General features: G+C 62.1%; 15 protein-coding genes. 4 read left to right on the forward strand and 11 right to left on the reverse strand.

What is annotated here, in order from left to right; genetic code table 11:
• Window positions 1-26: 26 nt before the first annotated feature.
• Window positions 27-1,541 (forward strand): FGGY family carbohydrate kinase, encoded by a 1,515-nt coding sequence (locus tag ACXIQ9_RS00475; protein ID WP_296415116.1) that lies wholly within the window; start codon window positions 27-29, stop codon window positions 1,539-1,541.
• On the forward strand, window positions 1,522-3,084 hold the full coding sequence (locus tag ACXIQ9_RS00480) for a glycerol-3-phosphate dehydrogenase/oxidase (RefSeq protein ID WP_459015768.1): 1,563 nt from the start codon (window positions 1,522-1,524) through the stop codon (window positions 3,082-3,084). The genes ACXIQ9_RS00475 and ACXIQ9_RS00480 overlap by 20 nt, the downstream gene beginning before the upstream one ends.
• Here the strand turns inward: ACXIQ9_RS00480 and ACXIQ9_RS00485 are convergent.
• Together ACXIQ9_RS00485 and stpA are read right to left on the reverse strand one after the other, a co-directional pair.
• Complete coding sequence (locus tag ACXIQ9_RS00485) at window positions 2,994-4,742, reverse strand: alpha-amylase family glycosyl hydrolase (protein WP_296421522.1); 1,749 nt, start codon at window positions 4,740-4,742, stop codon at window positions 2,994-2,996. The genes ACXIQ9_RS00480 and ACXIQ9_RS00485 overlap by 91 nt on opposite strands.
• 62 nt (window positions 4,743-4,804) lie before the next feature.
• The gene (gene stpA, locus ACXIQ9_RS00490; RefSeq protein WP_459014925.1) at window positions 4,805-6,010 is read right to left on the reverse strand and encodes a glucosylglycerol 3-phosphatase; all 1,206 of its coding nucleotides are present in this window, start codon (window positions 6,008-6,010) and stop codon (window positions 4,805-4,807) included.
• Window positions 6,011-6,089: 79 nt separating this feature from the next.
• Between stpA and ACXIQ9_RS00495 the strand changes: the two genes are divergently transcribed.
• Window positions 6,090-7,610 carry a hypothetical protein gene (locus tag ACXIQ9_RS00495; RefSeq protein ID WP_296421520.1) on the forward strand — a complete coding sequence of 507 codons (1,521 nt, stop codon included), beginning with the start codon at window positions 6,090-6,092 and terminating at the stop codon, window positions 7,608-7,610.
• A 6-nt stretch (window positions 7,611-7,616) separates the two neighbouring features.
• On the opposite strand, the gene ACXIQ9_RS00500 is transcribed toward ACXIQ9_RS00495, so the two are convergent.
• From ACXIQ9_RS00500 to htpG, 6 genes are all read right to left on the reverse strand, one after another.
• Entirely contained in the window at window positions 7,617-8,660 is a 1,044-nt protein-coding gene (locus ACXIQ9_RS00500) for an ABC transporter ATP-binding protein (RefSeq protein WP_459014927.1), read from the reverse strand.
• Window positions 8,661-8,691: 31 nt separating this feature from the next.
• Entirely contained in the window at window positions 8,692-9,483 is a 792-nt protein-coding gene (locus tag ACXIQ9_RS00505) for a carbohydrate ABC transporter permease (protein WP_010317097.1), read from the reverse strand.
• On the reverse strand, window positions 9,483-10,373 hold the full coding sequence (locus ACXIQ9_RS00510; protein ID WP_459014929.1) for a carbohydrate ABC transporter permease: 891 nt from the start codon (window positions 10,371-10,373) through the stop codon (window positions 9,483-9,485). The genes ACXIQ9_RS00505 and ACXIQ9_RS00510 overlap by 1 nt, the downstream gene beginning before the upstream one ends.
• Window positions 10,374-11,630, reverse strand: coding sequence for an ABC transporter substrate-binding protein (locus tag ACXIQ9_RS00515; RefSeq protein WP_459014931.1), 1,257 nt, complete (start codon window positions 11,628-11,630; stop codon window positions 10,374-10,376).
• A gap of 5 nt (window positions 11,631-11,635) precedes the next feature.
• Window positions 11,636-13,099: a glucosylglycerol-phosphate synthase gene (ggpS, locus tag ACXIQ9_RS00520; RefSeq protein WP_459014933.1), complete on the reverse strand. Its 1,464-nt coding sequence runs from the start codon at window positions 13,097-13,099 to the stop codon at window positions 11,636-11,638.
• A 155-nt stretch (window positions 13,100-13,254) separates the two neighbouring features.
• A complete protein-coding gene (gene htpG, locus ACXIQ9_RS00525; RefSeq protein ID WP_459015770.1) occupies window positions 13,255-15,156 on the reverse strand; it encodes a molecular chaperone HtpG in 1,902 nt (633 codons plus the stop codon).
• Between the two features lie 153 nt (window positions 15,157-15,309).
• Here htpG and ACXIQ9_RS00530 point away from each other — a divergent pair, with 153 nt between their 5' ends.
• Window positions 15,310-16,146 (forward strand): DUF3598 family protein, encoded by an 837-nt coding sequence (locus ACXIQ9_RS00530; RefSeq protein ID WP_459014935.1) that lies wholly within the window; start codon window positions 15,310-15,312, stop codon window positions 16,144-16,146.
• A 274-nt stretch (window positions 16,147-16,420) separates the two neighbouring features.
• Here ACXIQ9_RS00530 and ACXIQ9_RS00535 read toward each other — a convergent pair whose 3' ends face one another.
• From ACXIQ9_RS00535 to ACXIQ9_RS00545, 3 genes are all read right to left on the reverse strand, one after another.
• Window positions 16,421-16,687 (reverse strand): hypothetical protein, encoded by a 267-nt coding sequence (locus ACXIQ9_RS00535; RefSeq protein WP_247478527.1) that lies wholly within the window; start codon window positions 16,685-16,687, stop codon window positions 16,421-16,423.
• 69 nt (window positions 16,688-16,756) lie between these two features.
• On the reverse strand, window positions 16,757-16,939 hold the full coding sequence (locus ACXIQ9_RS00540; protein ID WP_029626309.1) for a hypothetical protein: 183 nt from the start codon (window positions 16,937-16,939) through the stop codon (window positions 16,757-16,759).
• Between the two features lie 81 nt (window positions 16,940-17,020).
• Window positions 17,021-17,245, reverse strand: a complete 225-nt coding sequence (locus ACXIQ9_RS00545; RefSeq protein WP_010317082.1) for an indolepyruvate ferredoxin oxidoreductase subunit alpha — start codon at window positions 17,243-17,245, stop codon at window positions 17,021-17,023.
• Window positions 17,246-17,252 lie beyond the last annotated feature (7 nt).

Consider the following 17,252-nt stretch of genomic DNA (forward strand, 5'->3'; position numbering starts at 1 on the left):
GTAAGAGTGGGGAAACCCTTTTGCCTGTGTCTGAGTCCTATCTGTTAGCTCTCGACCAGGGCACCAGCAGTTCTCGCGCCGTTCTGGTGTCCTCCAACGGCGAGTCGGTGGCCTCGGCCCAGGTGCCGCTTGCCATCCACTACCCGGATGATGGTTGGGTCGAGCAGGACGCCTCCGCGATCTGGCAGAGCCAGCTGGAGGCGATGGCTCTACTGGAGCAGCGCCTCAGTCCAGGGCAACGGGCAGCAGTCAGGGCCTGCGGCATCACCAATCAGCGCGAAACCACCACCCTCTGGCGACGCAGCACCGGCGAACCCTTCGGCCCGTCCCTGGTCTGGCAGGACCGTCGGACCGCATCGATCTGCGGAGATTGGAAGCGCCAGGCGGCGGCGGATCAGTGGCAGCGCCAGACGGGACTTGTTCTGGATCCTTATTTCAGCGCCAGCAAGATCGCTTGGATGCTGCAGGCCTATCCCGAGGCCCGGCAGGCCCTGGCTGGCGATGACCTCTGTTTTGGCACTGTCGATAGCTGGTTGCTCTGGCAGCTGACCCGCGGAGCGCAGCACGCCACAGACATCAGCAATGCCAGTCGCACGCTGCTGCTGGACCTAGAGCAGCTCTGTTGGCTGCCGGAGGCGGTTGAACGCGTTGGTCTGAGCCTGAAGGCGTTGCCCGACTTACGACCCACCCGCAGCTCGTTTGGGGTGATCGCTGAGGGCCTTCCCTTTGCCGGTGTGCCGATCACGGCGATGCTCGGTGATCAACAGGCCGCCAGCTATGGCCAGTTCTGCAGGCAACCTGGCCAGGCCAAGTGCACCTACGGAACCGGTGCCTTTCTGGTCGTGAATTGCGGGCAGCAACCTCAGCGCGCCGCTGGTGGCCTGCTGAGCACCGTGGGTTGGAGCAACGCCGACGGCAGCACGACCTACTGCATTGAAGGCAGCTTGTTCAATGCAGGAACGGTCATCCAGTGGCTGCGCGATGGCCTCGGGATCATTCGTGAGTCCGCCGAGGTCGACGGGTTGGCCTCCAAGGTGGCCAGTGCGGGCGAGCTGATGCTCGTGCCGGCCTTCACCGGCTGGGGCTCTCCCCATTGGGACCCCAATGCCAGAGGGTTGTTGATCGGCATGACCCGTGACACCGGTGCACCGCAGATCGCCCGGGCTGCCCTCGAGGGGATTGCCTTAGCCGTCACCGGACTGCTGCGCGGTGCGGCCGAGGCCCTTGGCGCTCCCCTGCGCACCATCGCCGTTGATGGCGGGGCGGCGGCCTCCGCTGTCCTGCTTCAGGCCCAGGCCGACAGCGCCGGCGTTGAGGTGGTGCGTCCGGCCAATTTGGAGTCCACCGCCTTGGGGGTGGCCCTGATGGCCGGTGAGGCCGTTGGAGTGGTCGACGATCTCGAGGCCATTGCCAGCTCGGTGAGGGCTTCCTCGACCCAGGTGAGCCCTCAGCAAACGGAGGCGCAACGGGAGCGCTGGTTACGCCGCTGGGACCAGGCGGTTGAACGTTGTTTGGAGTGGCATGGCGATGCAACCGTTTGATCTGTTGATCATTGGTGGGGGGAGCAGTGGAGCCTCCCTGGCCTACGAGGCCGTTCGCCGCGGATTGCGAGTGGCGTTACTGGAGGCGGGTGATCCAGGCCAGGGCACCAGTTCCCGGAGCACGAAGTTGCTCCATGGCGGCGTTCGCTACCTGGAGCTGGCCTTCAAGCAGCTCGATGCCGCCCAACTGAAATTGGTGCGGGAGGCCCTGGCGGAGCGCCAGTACTGGATTGATCAGGCTCCTTTTTTGGCCCAACCCCTGCGCATTGCCCTACCGACCCAGGGGCCCATTGAGCAGGCCTATTACCGGATGGGGCTGGGGATGTATGACCTCCTCGCGGGAGCGGCCGGCCTCGAGCCCAGTCGTGGCATCAACCGCCAGCAACTGCAACGCTCCCTACCGGGCCTGGACCCCGAGCGCCATGGAGCCGTTCTCTACAGCGATGGTCAATTTGATGATGCGCGCCTGAATCTGTTGCTCTTGCTCACGGCTGAGGCGGCCGGAGCCGTGGTTCAGCGGGACTGCACGGTCGTTGGTTTCGAGCAGGAGCAGGGCCAGCTCACGGGTGTCACAGCGCGTCAGGCCGATGGTGCGCTGAAGCACTGGTCAGCCCGCTGTGTGGTCAATGCCACAGGCATCCAGGCCGACAGCTTGAGGCTGCTGGCCGACCCGCAGTGCAGTCCACGCCTTCTGGTCAGCCGGGGGGTGCACCTTGTGCTCAGCGAGCCGTTGTGTCCAGAGGGCGTCGGCCTGCTGATCCCTAAAACCAGCGATGGCCGCGTGATGTTCGTGCTCCCCTTCCAAGGCAGAACACTGGTTGGGACCACCGATTCACCTTGTCCAGTCGATGAAGCCACCTCCGTCTCCGATGCGGAGGAGGCGTTCCTGTTGGATCACCTACGCCAGTGGTTCCCAGGGCAACCCAGCTTCTCGGTGTCCAGCCGCTGGGCCGGCGGTCGCCCTCTGATTCAGCCGGACTCTGAGCGCGGCAGCAGCAAGGTGGTTCGCGAGCACGAAGTCGAACAGCTCGATTGTGGGCTGATCAGCTTGCTTGGGGGCAAGTGGACCACCTGCCGGGTGTTGGCGGTCGATGCCCTCCAGGCCATCGCCCAACAGTTGAATCGAACCCTCCCGGCCCCTGAGCCCCTGCCCCTGCTTGGAGCCGCTCAGTCCCCCGAGCAAACCGACGCTGAGCTCGCCCAGCTCGCTCAGCACTTAAAGGGTCTACTGCCGGACGGCGAACTCCAGGCCCGGCAAATTGACCACCTCATCTCCAGTTATGGCCTTCGAGCAGAGGCGGTCCTGAACGAGGCCATGGAGCTGTCTGAGCGGAAACCGCTCAGCAGCGTGGTTCCCGTTTGCCTGGCGGAGTGGCGCTACAACATCCGCTTGGAGTGGGCCCGCTCGGCAGATGATCTGCTGCAGCGGCGCAGTCGCATTGGCTTTTTGGATCAGGCGGAAGCGGAGCGGCTGACTCCAGCGGCCGAGTCGCTGTTGCTCGCCAGTTCCATGTCGCCGATCAGCCACCAGCCAAAGCCATAGGCCTGGAGGTAGACAAACCATTCGGAGCTGGCCTCTGGGAATTCACAGCCCCAGAGCAGCTCCCGAATCCGCTCTCCTTCCCATCGGCTCAGATCGATTTCGGTGGATGCGCCCGTACCACTGAGATTGACCGCAACGAGCACGGTCATGGCTTCGCAGCGGCGAATGAAGCTGACGACGCTCGGGTGATGGCTCGGCAGGGGTTCAAAGTCGCCGTGCTTCAGGGCAGGCAGCAGTTTTCGGCTGACCAGCATGTGCCGATGCCAGTTCAACAGCGACCCCTTTAGAGACTTTTGAACTTCAACATTGATCACGCGGTAGTCGTATCCAGGTGCGGTGATGGGCGGCAGCACCAGCAGGGGATCGGGAGCACTGGAAAAACCGCCATTGCGATCCGGGCTCCAGGCCATGGGCGTTCGGTTGGGGTCACGGTCCCTCAGTCCCGGCCAATCCCCCATCCCGAGTTCATCGCCGTAATAGACGCAGGGCATGCCCGGCAAGCTGTAAAGCAGGGCATGAAGGGCCATGTTGGGTCTGGGATCTCCGTTTAAGAGCGGTGCCAGCCGTCGATTGATTCCCCAGTTCAGCCAATGGCCATGGGCAGCAGGCAGACCATGACGCACCCAGTGAATGACCTCGTCGGGCACTAGGTGGCCATCGCCCAGCCAGAGCTCATCGTGATTTCGCAGCGGTAGAGCCCAACTGCGGCCGCAGTCCAGGCTGCTGATCTCCTGAAGGAAGCGATTCAGGGCCTTGGTCTCCCCATGGGCGACCGAGGCGAAGAGATGGGCCGTCAAGGCAAAGTTGAAGGCCGCGTGCAACTCTCCATCCTCCAGGTAGGGCATGGCTTCTTGGACCGGCTGAATCGCTTCTGCCAGGAGCAGAACGTCTCGACCGGGGTTGGCCTCGCAAAAGGCATCGACGCGCTGACGCAGGGTCTTCAAGAAGGCATGGGTTTCCGGTAGTCCTTCACAACGGGTCCCCTCGCGCTCAAACAAAAACGGAATGGCGTCGAGGCGAAATCCATCAATGCCGCGTGCCAACCAGAAATCAACGACCTGGAGTACCGCCTCCTGGACGGCTGGGTTGTCGTAGTTGAGATCAGGTTGGTGATGCAGAAAGCGATGCAGGTAGTACTGCTGCGCTATCGGATCCCAGGACCAATTGGAGTCCTCGAAGTGTCGAAAGAGGACTGGGGCATCGCTATAGCCGTCCGGGTCATCCCTCCAGACATAAAAGTCACGGTCTGGACTGCCCCGCTCCGCAAAGCGGGCCCGTTGAAACCAGGGATGCAACTGACTGGTGTGGTTCAACACCAGGTCGATCACCACCCGGATCCCATGGGCATGGGCCGCTTCGATCAGGCGGTGAAAGGCATCGAGATCCCCGAGCTCCGGGTGGATGTCGGTGAAGTCTGTGATGTCGTAGCCACCGTCCCTGAGCGGCGAGGGATAGATCGGGGTCATCCAGATCGCATCCACCCCGAGCCAACGCAGATAGCCCAGTCGCTTGGTTAGGCCCCCGAAATCACCGATGCCATCCCCATCGGAATCGCTGTAGCAACGGGGGATCAGCTGGTAGATCACCGCTCCATCCCACCAGGGATGTTGTCCCGGAGCTGGAGGCCAGGTTTGTGTCCTGCTGGCCCCCTCTGGCATCGGAACAAACGGCGACTACCTCCTTGGATAGGCCGTTCTGCTGCCGCTGTCAGCCCAACGTTTTAAAAGACGTTGTCTGCCAAATCAACAAACCACTCCACATAGGCCTCTGGCCCCCCCGGAACAAGCACATCCAGCCGCAAGGGATCCTCCGGATCACTCAGACCTTTGAGCTCTGGATCTTGGAGGCTGGGGCGGTCCAATTCCCCTCCACTGCTGTCGATCAAGACCACTCGATTGGGGGTTTCAAAGGTCTGTCCGATCTGCTGCAACAACGTCAAAAAGCCACGGTCGCTCCCCCCACGGCGCCAACCGGCTTGGTCGCCCTCAACGACCCATTCAGACGTGATCGTGTCGGCAATGCCGATCAACGTGGGCATGGTTTCTGGGTCGATGCAGTCCTCTGCCAACGCCAGCAGCCCCTCCGCTGTTCTGGGGGCGGAGCGCACGTTGAAGTCTGCTCCGAGGGGAGCTTTGCCCGTGCTCCGTTCGATGTGCTGGTTGAGGAGCACCAAGAGGCCCGCCTCCTTGACAGCGCCGCGGAGCATGAATTGGAAGTCGCTGGTCCCGCGGTGCTCAGGGCTGGCCCACTTCAGTTGTTCTTGTCCCTTGTGCTGGCCCAGGTTTGGTGCCAGGTGAACGAAAAACGAATCGGCCAGCCCCTGCTCCTGCGCTTGCCTCTCGATGTTCTGGAGCAATCCGAGGCTGAGCCGTTGCAGCTGACGTTGTTCTTCGACTTCCGGGCACAGGCCAGCAAAGAGAACATTGAGGTTCAGTGTTGGCGAGAGTTCGTTATCCAGCACGGCGGCCTGGGCAAGACGCTCCTGTTCTTCCGCTTGAGCATCCGGAGCGATCTGGCGAATGATCTCCCCCACCCCTTGGCTAAGCAGCGTGGGGACGGCCTTCAGAAACTGGAGTTCCGCTGGCGTGACTCCCGGATGGCTGATCAAGCCATGGCGGGTTTGGGATTGCACCCCGCCCGCCGCCAAGCCTGGGAGATACAAACCCTCAGCGGCCGGATCTCGTCCTGGCGCTAGGGCGCTTTCAACGAGTCGATTCACACCGCGGGTGCTGCTGTGCTCGCCGTTGGTGAGGACGCGAAATCGATTCCCCAGCTTGGCGACTGCCTGGATGTACGTCACCGGTAGGACCCGGGTTAACGGATCGCGCACCAGCGGCATACAGACACCGTCGAGATCCTGAACGATCAGGACGTTCGGGTCGGCGCTCATCTGCTGCTTCAGTTCGATCAGGGAGAGACGCGCCATCGGTTCCTCGTCGAACGGGTTCCACCCTCCCATGGGTCCCCCTGGCCCGTAAGGATGGGGAAAGGGCCCCGATGTGATCTTGCAGAACGGTTTTTTCGAATCCAACCTGGACCCTGAACGGATCCGCCGCCGCCTGCTGGCACTGGAGGAGGGAAAGGTCGGCTTCTACAGCGTTGGCTTGTATCCCGCTTCGCTGGCCTACAACTGCGCGATGCAAACCGATGGCTCGCGGTTGCTTCTGGCCGCGCGTCCCGGCCGTCAAATTCTCGGAGCCTTCAAGAGCGAGGAGCTCTCAGGGATGGACCCGGAGCACCGCGCCACCATGGAGCGGATGGGCACCCACGGGCAGGCCGGCCAGCTGAAGCCCAACGACCTGGGCTATTTGCTCCAGAACTGTGAATTAGTCGTTCTTAGCGCCAACAGCAACCACATCGAGGAGGACCTCCAGGAGGCCCTCAGGCTGCGCGAAGAGTTGGGGCGGGAGCATGTTGTCCTGGCCTGTCTTGCCGGTTCGTTCACCCACGATCCGATCTCCAATGAGGCCTATGTGCTGTGCCAGAAAGCACCCAACTTGGCCTTCTTCACCGGCTTTCATCGCCATGGAGCCCTGCGTAATCCCCTGGATAGCTTCACGGCAAATTTCTGCCATCCCAATGCCCTGACGGCCCTGTTGGGGGCGCGACTACTGGATCGCCTTTCCCCCAACCTTCAGGTATCTGCTGGGGTGCACAACATCGAAGGGCAATACATCAAGGCCGCAAAAAACATGGCCTCGATTTTTGCGGGCTTTGGTTACACCTTCCACAGGGACAACCCAGGCGTTCTTCCGACCCTCTTGACCCTGCTGCTGGAGCAGTGTCTCGATCAAGCGGCCACCGTCTCGATGGCGCGAACCGACCGACAACGGCTCTACCACCGCCAGCCGATTGCCCTGACGGAATTGGGTTATGGCGTCCAGAGGATTGAGGCCGCCCTAGTGCGCGATGGTGACATGGAGAAGGTCCGCGATCACACGTTCTCGCAGTTGACGGCGATGGTTGCCGATGTGCGCGGCAGCATGATGCTGCCCACCGCCGGCAGTCCGACTCGCAATTTCCAGGCGGGGGCCGTGCTCGCGAATCGCATGCGTGAGTGCGGTCGCTGCCCGGCGAATCTCGAAGAATTCGAGTCCTGGTGCGAAGACGCGGGGTTGTCCAAAGGGGGACTCGAGGGCCTGCGCTCCCTGCGCTACTGGCCCCAGATCGTCCGCCAGTACGGCATTCCGTTGCATGACGCCTCGCTGATCAACCTGCTCTACATGGCCATCTTTGGCCGGCAAAACTCCAAACAATCGGCCTTCTCGGTGATGACCGAGAGCCGTGAACTCAGCAACTACTGCCAAGAGTCTGTGCGTCCCACCCACAGCAGGCGCTATGCGGAGGCGCTTCAAAATCTCGACAACTCAGCGGCAATGGATGTCGTGGTGAGTGCCGTTGTCGCGGACTTGGCTCGCCGTTCGGGCGGTGGCGACAGCTTTGTGGACGATGAGTCCGCCAGCGCTGATGACATCCCTGCTTATCTGCAGGCCATGAATGTGATCGAAACGGTCTGGGAGGACTAGTTCAGATCAGCGGATTCGGCGGCCAGTGGCCTGCTCGAAGTGGAGTTCATGTTCCCGCCTCCAGCGCAGCTGAAGGGGCCGATCGTTGGCTTGTGCCAGCTTTGCGCTGACGCTTTGGGCATCGGAGAGCACCTTCACACTGGTGTCCCGCACTCTCCAGTGGCTGATGACGCGATCGCCAAGCCACTCCAAATGCTGCCGTTGCACCTCCACGGCGACCTCCTGTTCGTCCTGTGGGGCCCCGGCCTCAGCCACCGCTAAATGCTCGGGCCGCAGACCGACGAGTTCACCGGGGTGAAGCGGCAAGAGGTTGATCGAAGGGCTCCCCAGAAAACTGGCGACGAATTGGTTCTCTGGATCTTGGTAGAGCTCTGTGGCTGATCCCACCTGCTGCAGATCCCCCGCCTTCAGAACCGCGATGCGGTCCGCCAGGCCCATCGCTTCGTGTTGGTCATGGGTGACGTACACCACCGGAGCTCCAGTGCTGTGCAAGATCCCGCGCAGTTCGCCGCGCAGCTCTTCCCTGAGCTGGGCATCGAGGTTGCTCATGGGCTCGTCCAGCAGAAACAGGGCGGGCTTGCGTAGGAGCGCCCGAGCGAGGGCAACCCGCTGGCGCTGTCCTCCGGAGAGTTCGGCTGGCTTTCGATCCCGGCAGCCATCGAGTTGGAGCAGGGCCAAGACCCGCTGGACCTCTCCGTCGATCTCCGAACGGGGAACTCGCCTGAGCTCCAGTCCCAGGCTCAAGTTTTTGGCCACGCTGAGGTGGGGATAGAGGGCGTAGCTCTGGAACACCATCGCCACGTTCCGCTGAGCCGGTGGAAGGGCTGTGATGGTCTCTCCAGCCAGTTCAATCCTGCCGCTGCTGACCTGATCGAGGCCTGCGATACAACGCAGGGTGGTGCTTTTGCCGCAACCACTGGGCCCCAGCAGAGCCAGAATTTCCCCGGGAGCCACCTCCAGGTTGAGGTTCTGCAGCAGGGTCTGCTGTCCCACCCTGCGAGAGAGCTGGTTGAGAACAAGACCTGTGCGAGCAGAGCTAGAGGCAGTCATCAAGCGGTGAAGCGATCGTGATTGGTCAGGGCTAGCCCTTGATGGCCCCTTGGGTGAGGCCACTGATGATCTGCCGTTGGAACAGCAACATGATCAGCAGCAATGGCGCGCTACCTAGAACGGTGGCGGCGGCAAAGGCTCCATAGGGAACGGTGAAAATCGAGGAGCCGGCGATACGCGCAATCGCTGGGGCGAGGGTGAGCAGGTCGGACTGACTCAACCAGGTCAGGGCGATCGGATACTCGTTCCAGCAGAAGATGAAGATCAGCAGTGCTGCCGAGGAGATGGCCGGTGCCATCAAGGGGAGAAGCACCCAGCGCAGGCGCTGCCAAAGGTTCATGCCCTCCATCAGGGCCGCCTCCTCTAACTCCACGGGGATATCGCGGAAAGCGGCCTGCAGCAGAAGGATGGCCAGCGGCAAACACAGGCCGGCATAGGGAAGGCTCAGGGCCAGAAGGTTGTTCGCCAGATGAAAGTCGCGCGCCACCTGCAATAGGGCTAAAAACAGCAGTACCGCTGGGAAGGCAGCGGCAGCTGCCACCAAGACGCTGATATTGCGAGCCCGGTGGGCCTGCATCCGGCTCAGGGCGTAGGCGCAGGGGATGGCCAAGAGCAGGGTCAACAACGTGCTGCTGAAGCCGACGATCGCGCTGTTGAGCAGATAGGTCAGAAACGGTGGATTTCCGTTGAGGAGCTGCTGGTAGTGCGCGAGGGTCCAGCCTCCACCGCCAGCCCCGGTTAGGGCTGCGGTGGGCCTGAAGGAGGTGTAGAGCTGCCAGAGCATCGGCCCGAGGCTCCAGACCAGGAGGACCAGGCGTGCCATTAGGGCTCCCCTCCCTTGATCGATAGGCGGCTGCTCGTGAACCACCAGAGACCCGCCAGGCCAGAGCAGAACACCAGCAGTCCCGCAAAGGCACCCAGCATCACCGTGGCGCTGTAGCCAAAGTCCAGGAAGCGCATCGCATTGAGATAGGCGTAGAGGGCGAGGCTTTCCGTACTGCCTGCGGGGCCACCACCGGTCAGGACTTGCACCAGATCAAAGACCCCCAGCGCCTGGGCCAAGCGGAAGACCAGGGCGATGAGTAGATAGGGGGTCAACAGCGGAATGGTGATCCGGCAGAGGGACTGCCAGGCCGACGCCCCCTCTAATTGCGCCGCCTCATAGAGATCACGCGGAATGTTCTGCAGACCGGCCAATAGAAGTAACGCCACGAACGGAGTGGTCTTCCAGGTGTCAGCCCAGACCGTCGCCATCCAGGTGATGGAGGGGTTGGCCAGAAAGGCGACGGGAGCCACTCCGATCCAATGCAGGGCTTGGTTGATCGGGCCATAGGGATCGTTAAAGATCCAGCGCCAGCCCAGGGCCATGACCGTTGTTGGTAGAGCCCATGGGAGGAGGCTGATCAGCCGCATGCTGCTTTTGCCTCTCAAGGGCTGGTTCAGGAGCAAAGCGATGGCGAGCCCCAGGACCATTTCCGTCGTCACGGAGAACCCCGCAAAGCGAAGGGTCTGCCAGGCGTCCTGCCAGAAGCGACTGTCGTTCCAGAGCCGAATCCATTGGGCAGCCCCTGCCGGGATGGGCTTCAACTCGGTCAAGACCGTCTGGGTGTGAACGCTCAACCAGAGGTAGTGAGCGATGGGCAGGACGAAGATCAGCGTTAGCGCGGCCAGGGCCGGCAGCATGAGCCACAGCTGTTGGCGTGAGCGGAACATTTACTGCACTCCTCCCGTGGAGCGCTCCAGTTGAACGCTGTTGCGCTGCAGGGTCTGCATGGCTGGTTCCGCAGCAATCTCCCCAGCGATCACCGTGTTGACCTCGCGGTAGAGCAGGTCACTGAGCTGGGCGTAGATCGGCGTCACCGGCCTGAGCACCGCAGCAGCCAGGGCCGCTTGCAACTCCGGCAGGACTGGATTGGCGCTGATCAGCTCAGGGTCTTCAAAGACACTCAGGCGCGTCGGCGTATAGCCCCAATTGAGGTTGAGCTCTTTTTGGGCTGCTGTGCTGGTCAAAAACTGCAGGGCCTCAACGGCCGCTTGCTTGTGGTTCGAACCCGAGAGCACGGCCAGCCCCCAGCTGCCCTGGGTCGCGACGTGGGGTTCCCCGGGCAGGCTGACCATGGTGGTGATCCCGACCTTTCCGGCCAGCATTGAGCCCGGCTTGTTCAGTTCGGCCCAGGCATAGGGCCAGTTGCGCATGAAGGCGGCGTCCCCACTTTCAAAAGCCTGAAGTGCTTCTGGTTCGGCCATGTTGGCCACCGAGGGAGGCGTGACCCCGCGATTGACGAGGCTGCGGAGCCATTGGCTGGCTGCAATCGCCTCCGGGCTGTCGAGTGCAGGTGAGCCGTCACGGAGCCAGCGGCCCCCAAAACCACGGAGAACCTCCAGATAGGTGCAGCTCAGTCCCTCGTATTGGCGGCCTTGCCAGACATAGCCCCAGCGCACCCGACCTTGCTGTTGCAGTGAGGCGCTAATGGCTTCCAGCTCGGCGGGTGTTCTGGGAGGTGCGTCCATGAGGTCCGTGCGCCAGAACAGCAGACCCATGTCAGCCACCAGGGGGAAGCGCCAGAGGTGGCCATCAAAGGCATTGCCAAGCTCAGCTCCTGGGGCGAGATCGCTCAGGGCATCGTCTCCGAGCCAGCCATCGAGGGGTTCGAGCCAGCCGGCCTTGGCGTATTTCGGCGTCCAGGTGACGTCCATCAGGAGGACGTCGTAGGGACTGTTGCCAAGCAAGAGGCTGCTGATGGCAAGGTCTGAGACGGCCTCTGTTTCCAGGGGTCCCCGGGTCACCGTCAAGTCAATGTTGGGGTGCTCGCGGTTGAAGGCCTCGACAAGTTCAACCGTGGCATCCGCGAAGGGAGCCGGCATCAGGATCGAAACCGGCTCTTTGCGGGGTTGAGCCCAGAGCACAAGGCTGATCAGCAGGCTGCCCAAGAGACAGCTCAGTCCCACCAGCCAACCTCTCCGTCCCATGGCTGCTACTGAATGGCCTCAAGTTGTTCCTTGGCCCAGTGGTCGACGCTGAGCTGGTCCACCGAGGCGGCCATGGACGCCATCCGCTGCCGTTGCTCCTCGCCCGAGAGGCTGAGCGCCAGGTCGATGGCCTCATCCATGCGCCGATGGGAGTAGGGGTTGGTGAGCACCGCACCCTTCATCACCACCGATGCGCCGGTGAACTCAGAGAGGACCAGGCTTCCGCCCTGGCCCTTGCGTGCCGCCGCATACTCCTTGGCCACCAGGTTCAGCCCATCACGAAGCGGCGTGATCCAGCAGATGTCCGATGCGGCAAACCAGGCCACCATTTCCTCATAGGGAATGCGTTGGGTGGTCAACCGGATGGGCACCCAATCGATCTTGCTGAAACGACCGTTGATGCGACCGACCGTTTCTTCAATGCCCCGTTGGGTGTCCTCATAGACCTTCATGCCGGTGTTGGCTGCCACACAGGCCAAGACCAAAACCACTTGGCCATGGATGGCCTCGTTGCGCTCCAGGAGCCGTTCAAATGTCCGCAGGAGCTCTTCGTTGCCCTTGGTGTAGTCGACGCGACTCGCGGAAAGGATCAGCGTGCGGCCGCGTTTGGTATTGCTTTCGATCTCCTTGATCAGATCTTGAACGGGCTTGGAATCCCGGATGGAGCGAATTACATCCGGACTGGTGCCGACCGGTGTTGCTACGAGCTTGACGCGGTGGCCGTTGTGCTCCAGCCAGGGGGTTGCATCGGGTTGGGCCAGGGCGCTGCCGCAGGGCATGAAATGGTCGGCAATCGACGCTTTCGGTCCCTTCTTGACCGGCAGCAAGCTGGACGCCGCCCGTGCGAAATTTTCGGCATAGCGCGGGATATGGAAGCCCACGGCGTCGCAGCAGAGCAGGCTTTCGACGATCTCCTCCCTCCAAGGCAGGATGCTGAAGACATCACTGCTGGGGAAGGGCGTGTGATGGAAAAAGCTGATCTTGACGTCGGGGCGCAGGGCCCGGATGAACCCTGGCGCTAGCCAGAGGTTGTAGTCGTGAATCCAAATGGAAGCCCCAGGGGCCGCTTCATTGCAGGCCGCCTCCGCAAAGCGTTGATTGACCTCCCTGAAGGTCTGCCAGTCCGCGTTATTGACCTCAAAAAAGCTGGGAAAGCTGTGCAGGATCGGCCAGATCGATTCCTTGGATGTGACGTGATAAAAACTGCCGATCTGCTCCTGACGCAGCGGAATCCGCCTGAGCCGAATGGCAATCGGCTCCTCGATCGTCAGCGTTTCATCTTCGGCCCCTGGATCCTCGTTCTCTCGCCAGGCAATCCAGGTGCCTGAGGGATGGGAGCGGAACAGATTGCGGAGGGTTGGGATGATGCCGTTGGGGCTCTTCTGGTCTCGCCACTGCCTGGTTCCGTCCGCTTCGATCACCTCGTCAAAAGGGGAACGGTGATAGACGAGGACGAAGGAGCTCGGCATGCGGAAGCGGCAGGGATCACCTGTCCATCAGGCCGTGCCATTTGCAGGGTCGGCCCTGGGCTGCGAAGGGTTAGCCAGCCCAGACAGGCAATCTCCACCATCCCCTAGAGCCCAAGGGATGTCAAACCCAAGGGCCTCTCAAGAGGGCAGGCGTCCTAGACACCGCGCTCCATCAGCTGTCCCATCAGATCGCAGCTGCGTTGCTGGAACCCGGCGAGTTCATTGGGCTCGAGTCCGCCGACGGCCAGTCGCGCCATTTCATAGAGATGGCGGCTGAGGTTGTCGGCCAAAGCCTGGCTAGGACTGGAGCCCGCTCCGGTGATGACCGAACCGGCCGAGAGCTTGATCAATCCCTCGACCAGACGGTGCTTGCGGTTGACCAGCAGCACGTGATGGTCTGGCAGACCGGGGAGGCGCTGCTCCATCAAGGCGCCCATGTCATTCATCCGGCGCATCTGCTCAGGCAGAAGAATCAGGGCCGCAGGGGCGTTCTCACCCTTGAGGGCCTGGACCTGGACCGTGACCTTGTCGTTGGAGAGCGCTGCCTTGAAGAGGTCCCTCAACTTCTCTGAGCTGTCCTTGCCCTCGGCGTCGCTGATCTCGTTGTCCTTCTCCTGAAGCGAGTCATCCAGTTCGCTGTCGACCCGCTGGAACTTCAGTTCCTCATGGCGGTATTCCAGCCAGGGAATGAATTGGGTGTCGATGAAGGTGTCGGCCAACAGCACCTCAGCTCCCTGGCTCTTCCAGAGGGCGAGGGCGCCGGCCTGACCGGCCTCATCGGTGCAATAGAGGATGCGCTTGTCGTTGTCGCTGCCAAGGCGTGAGCGGTAGCCCCCCAGGGTCGTGAAGGCCTTACCCCCCTCAGCTGCGATCGGATCAGCGTTGTCTCCCTCGGCCGCAGGGGCGGTGGTGCCAAAGAGAACGAGCTCGGCCACCTGATCGGCGAACTTCTCGTCTTCCATGGCACCGATCTTGATGAAGGGTGCCAGCGATTCCCAGATCTCGGCGTAACGCTTCGGTTCGTCCCGATGGAGTTCCTTCAGGCGGTCACCGACCTTCTTGGCGACGAAGTTGCCGATGGAGCGCACCCGCCGGTCGGTTTGCAGAGCCGATCGGCTGACGTTCAGCGGAATGTCCGGTGAGTCGATGACACCTCGCAGGGGCAGGAGGTAGCGGGGGACGACCTCCTTGATCGAATCGCTGACGAAGACCTGGTTGCAGTAGAGCTTGATCTCGCCCTTTTCCCAGTCCGCACGGCCGGTGGATTTGGGGAAATAAAGAATCCCCTGCAGGTTGTAGGGGTAGTCGGTGTTGAGGTGCACCCAGAGCAGGGGGTCCCCCTGGAAGGGGTAGAGATAGCGATAGAGCTCGATGTAGTCCTCATCGCTGAGCTCGCGAGGGCTCTTGCGCCAGGGGGCTTCGCGTTTGTTGACGGTCTCGCCTTCAAGCTGCACCTCCACTGGCATGAAGTCGCAGTAGGTGGTGATCAGCGTCCGGATCCGAGCCGGCTCGATGTATTCCTCCTCTTCCTCCATCAGATGGAGGATCACGTCCGTGCCGGGCTCGGAGCGCTCGGCTGCTTCAAGGCTGAAGTTCGGGGAGCCATCACAGCTCCAGCGAACGGCCTCGGACTCTCCCCGGGCGGAGCGGGTCACCAGCTCCACCTGCTTGGCGACCATGAAGCTGCTGTAGAAGCCCAGTCCGAAGTGGCCAATGATCGCGTCGGACTCTTGCTTGTACTTCTCGAGAAAGTCCTCGGCGCTCGAGAAGGCCACCTGGTTGATGTAGCGCTTGACCTCATCGGCGGTCATGCCGATGCCGTTGTCGGAAATGGTGAGGGTCTTGGCTTCGCGGTCGATGCGGATGCTGATCTTCCCCTCCGCTCCCTCGCTGCAGTCGCCAGCCATGGACGCCATGCGGCGCTTGCTGATGGCATCGACGCCATTGCTGACCAGTTCCCGCAGGAACACCTCGTGGCCGCTGTAGACGGCCTTTTTGATGATCGGAAAGATGTTCTCGGTATGGATCTGGATTTGACCCTGTTCCGCCTGAAGCACCACGGCTCTGATCACAACGTGATCACCAGAATCTCCCTAGCGAGGGGCTGACGCCAAGGGGCAGCGGTGGGCAGGAAACCGACCCCCCTAGATCTGCTGCTCACGACCTCGATGCTCAGCCTCTAGCTTCCGACTCGCGTTACGCCTGAGCTCATGTCCAGTCAGTGGGACAACTTCCTACGCAACCTGGGCGAGTGGCGAGGGACGTTTTGCGGCTTAGCCGCCGATGGATCGATCGCCGACACGACCCCATCGATTTTGCGGTTGGAGGAAGGAGAGGAGGAGCGTTTAGTGCGCTTCAGCCTGCGCCGCTTTGGCCCGGAGGGTTACGACGGTGTCCCTATCCATGAGATGGCGCAGGACTACCGAAACCTCGGCAAACAGGTCGTGTTTTTCGAGAATGGGACGTTCTGCAAGGGCACGTTGCAGGTGTCCCCAGGTGCCGAATTTGGTGGGGAGTTCGGCTTTGTGGATGGCGACCGGCGCCACCGTTTGGTGCAACTGCACGGCAATGACGGTCGCTTTAGCAAGCTGGTTCTGATCCGCGAATTCCGCTCGGGTGGCCACGGAGAAGAGCAACCCTCCGCGAGCCTCGATCGCCTGGCCGGCCAATGGAGCGGTCAGGCTTCCACCATCAGTGCCGACTGGCCAGAACCCAGCCTTGATGAGGCCTCCTTCCAGATCAGCCAAGAGGGCGCCCAGGGGTTTTCGCTCCGCACCCAGATCGGTCCCCAGGAACAGGAGATCAGCGGTGTCCTGCAGGGCCCCTGCCTCGGAACCGCTGGCGGCGAGCAGGAGCTGCAGCTGCAGTTGCTCCCGGATGCCGGCTTCAACCTGCGTCCCGTCCAGGTCAGCCATCGCGCTGCCTTTCAGCTTGAGGCCGGTTGGATGCCAACGCCCAACAGCATGCAGCGCTTGATCCGTCGCTACGACGCGTCCGGTGCCTGGCTCTCAGCCACCCAGATCAGGGCAACGCGTTCTGCGGGCTGAGGACGTCTGGGCGGTTGCGTCGGTTGTAGAGCCAGCCAGAGGAGGCTGAGTAGAGGGGCCAGGAAGCCACTGATCACCAGAACGGCAGCGAGCTGACGACCCCTGCCATGGGGTTCCCTGTGGAGAGGATCACCGCAATAGGCGCAATGGGGCTGTCCGTTGGGCCCCTGGACAGCTCGCGTCGGCCGAGGGGCGCAGTAGGGACAGTGGTAGTCCCCGGGCTTCACGCGTCCGCTGTAGGGATCTCTGCTCATCCGCCGCCTTGGGGCTGCCCCTACTGATGCACAGCCGAGCGGCACAGCAACGGTTCTGGGGAGCGCAGCGTGCGCCAATCTCCGGTGCCCGTGGCGACCTCGACTCCTACCGGATGCTCGAGGGGATTAATGCTGCTCTGCTGCAGCCAGCCGATGGCATCCTCGATTGCGGCCTCGAGGCTGGGGTACAGGGCGTCAAGTTGGCGGTGCGGCTCGCAGAGCCCGTCGATCAGGCGGTAGATCCTTTGCTGCAGTCGTTGAGGTTCGTTCAGGATTCGCCAATTCATATTTCTCTTCCCGGAGGAAATTCCACTTTGAGGAGAACCTCAAGCAGTGGCGTATCTCCTCACACTCTTTTAACCAACCGGCTGGGCTTGATCCAGATCGCTCAGGCAGACCGTGAAGGTGGCGGAATGGCTGGGAAGCAGGGGCCAGGGTCTGACCCAGGCAGAACCGCTGACCTCATCAAGATTGACCAGCTGCAAGATGCAATCCGGTTTCGCGCTCAATTTGACCAGCGCGCCTGGTTCAAGGGACACGGCAAAACCACCGCAGATGGATCCACTCAAGCGCGGCACCTGGCCAAAAACCAAAGAAATGCTTAAGCCCTGACCTAAGGGTTAGGCGGCGCGCTGGAGCTCTGGCTTCTCCTCGGGGACGATGGCACCGGCAACGGGGCAGACCTGAAGGCAGATGCCGCAGTCGATGCAGGTGTCGAAGTCGATCCAGTAGAACTCGGTTCCCTTGGCGTTGGCTCCCGTTCCTGGGTTGATGCAGGCCACAGGGCAGGCATCAACGCAATCGGCCACGCCTTCGCAGACGTCGGTGACGATCGTGTGAGCCATCGGCAGG

This window comes from Synechococcus sp. LTW-G (genome assembly GCF_054459035.1).

Bases quoted from the DNA above. Each gene is read 5' to 3' on its own strand.
- ACXIQ9_RS00480 (WP_459015768.1), top strand. From the start codon at position 1,522: ATGGCGATGCAACCGTTTGATCTGTTGATCATTGGTGGGGGGAGCAGT.
- ACXIQ9_RS00485 (WP_296421522.1), bottom strand. From the start codon at position 4,742: ATGCCAGAGGGGGCCAGCAGGACACAAACCTGGCCTCCAGCTCCGGGA.
- stpA (WP_459014925.1), bottom strand. From the start codon at position 6,010: ATGGCGCGTCTCTCCCTGATCGAACTGAAGCAGCAGATGAGCGCCGAC.
- ACXIQ9_RS00500 (WP_459014927.1), bottom strand. From the start codon at position 8,660: ATGACTGCCTCTAGCTCTGCTCGCACAGGTCTTGTTCTCAACCAGCTC.
- ACXIQ9_RS00505 (WP_010317097.1), bottom strand. From the start codon at position 9,483: ATGGCACGCCTGGTCCTCCTGGTCTGGAGCCTCGGGCCGATGCTCTGG.
- ACXIQ9_RS00510 (WP_459014929.1), bottom strand. From the start codon at position 10,373: ATGTTCCGCTCACGCCAACAGCTGTGGCTCATGCTGCCGGCCCTGGCC.
- ACXIQ9_RS00515 (WP_459014931.1), bottom strand. From the start codon at position 11,630: ATGGGACGGAGAGGTTGGCTGGTGGGACTGAGCTGTCTCTTGGGCAGC.
- ggpS (WP_459014933.1), bottom strand. From the start codon at position 13,099: ATGCCGAGCTCCTTCGTCCTCGTCTATCACCGTTCCCCTTTTGACGAG.
- ACXIQ9_RS00530 (WP_459014935.1), top strand. From the start codon at position 15,310: ATGTCCAGTCAGTGGGACAACTTCCTACGCAACCTGGGCGAGTGGCGA.
- ACXIQ9_RS00535 (WP_247478527.1), bottom strand. From the start codon at position 16,687: ATGAATTGGCGAATCCTGAACGAACCTCAACGACTGCAGCAAAGGATC.
- ACXIQ9_RS00545 (WP_010317082.1), bottom strand. From the start codon at position 17,245: ATGGCTCACACGATCGTCACCGACGTCTGCGAAGGCGTGGCCGATTGC.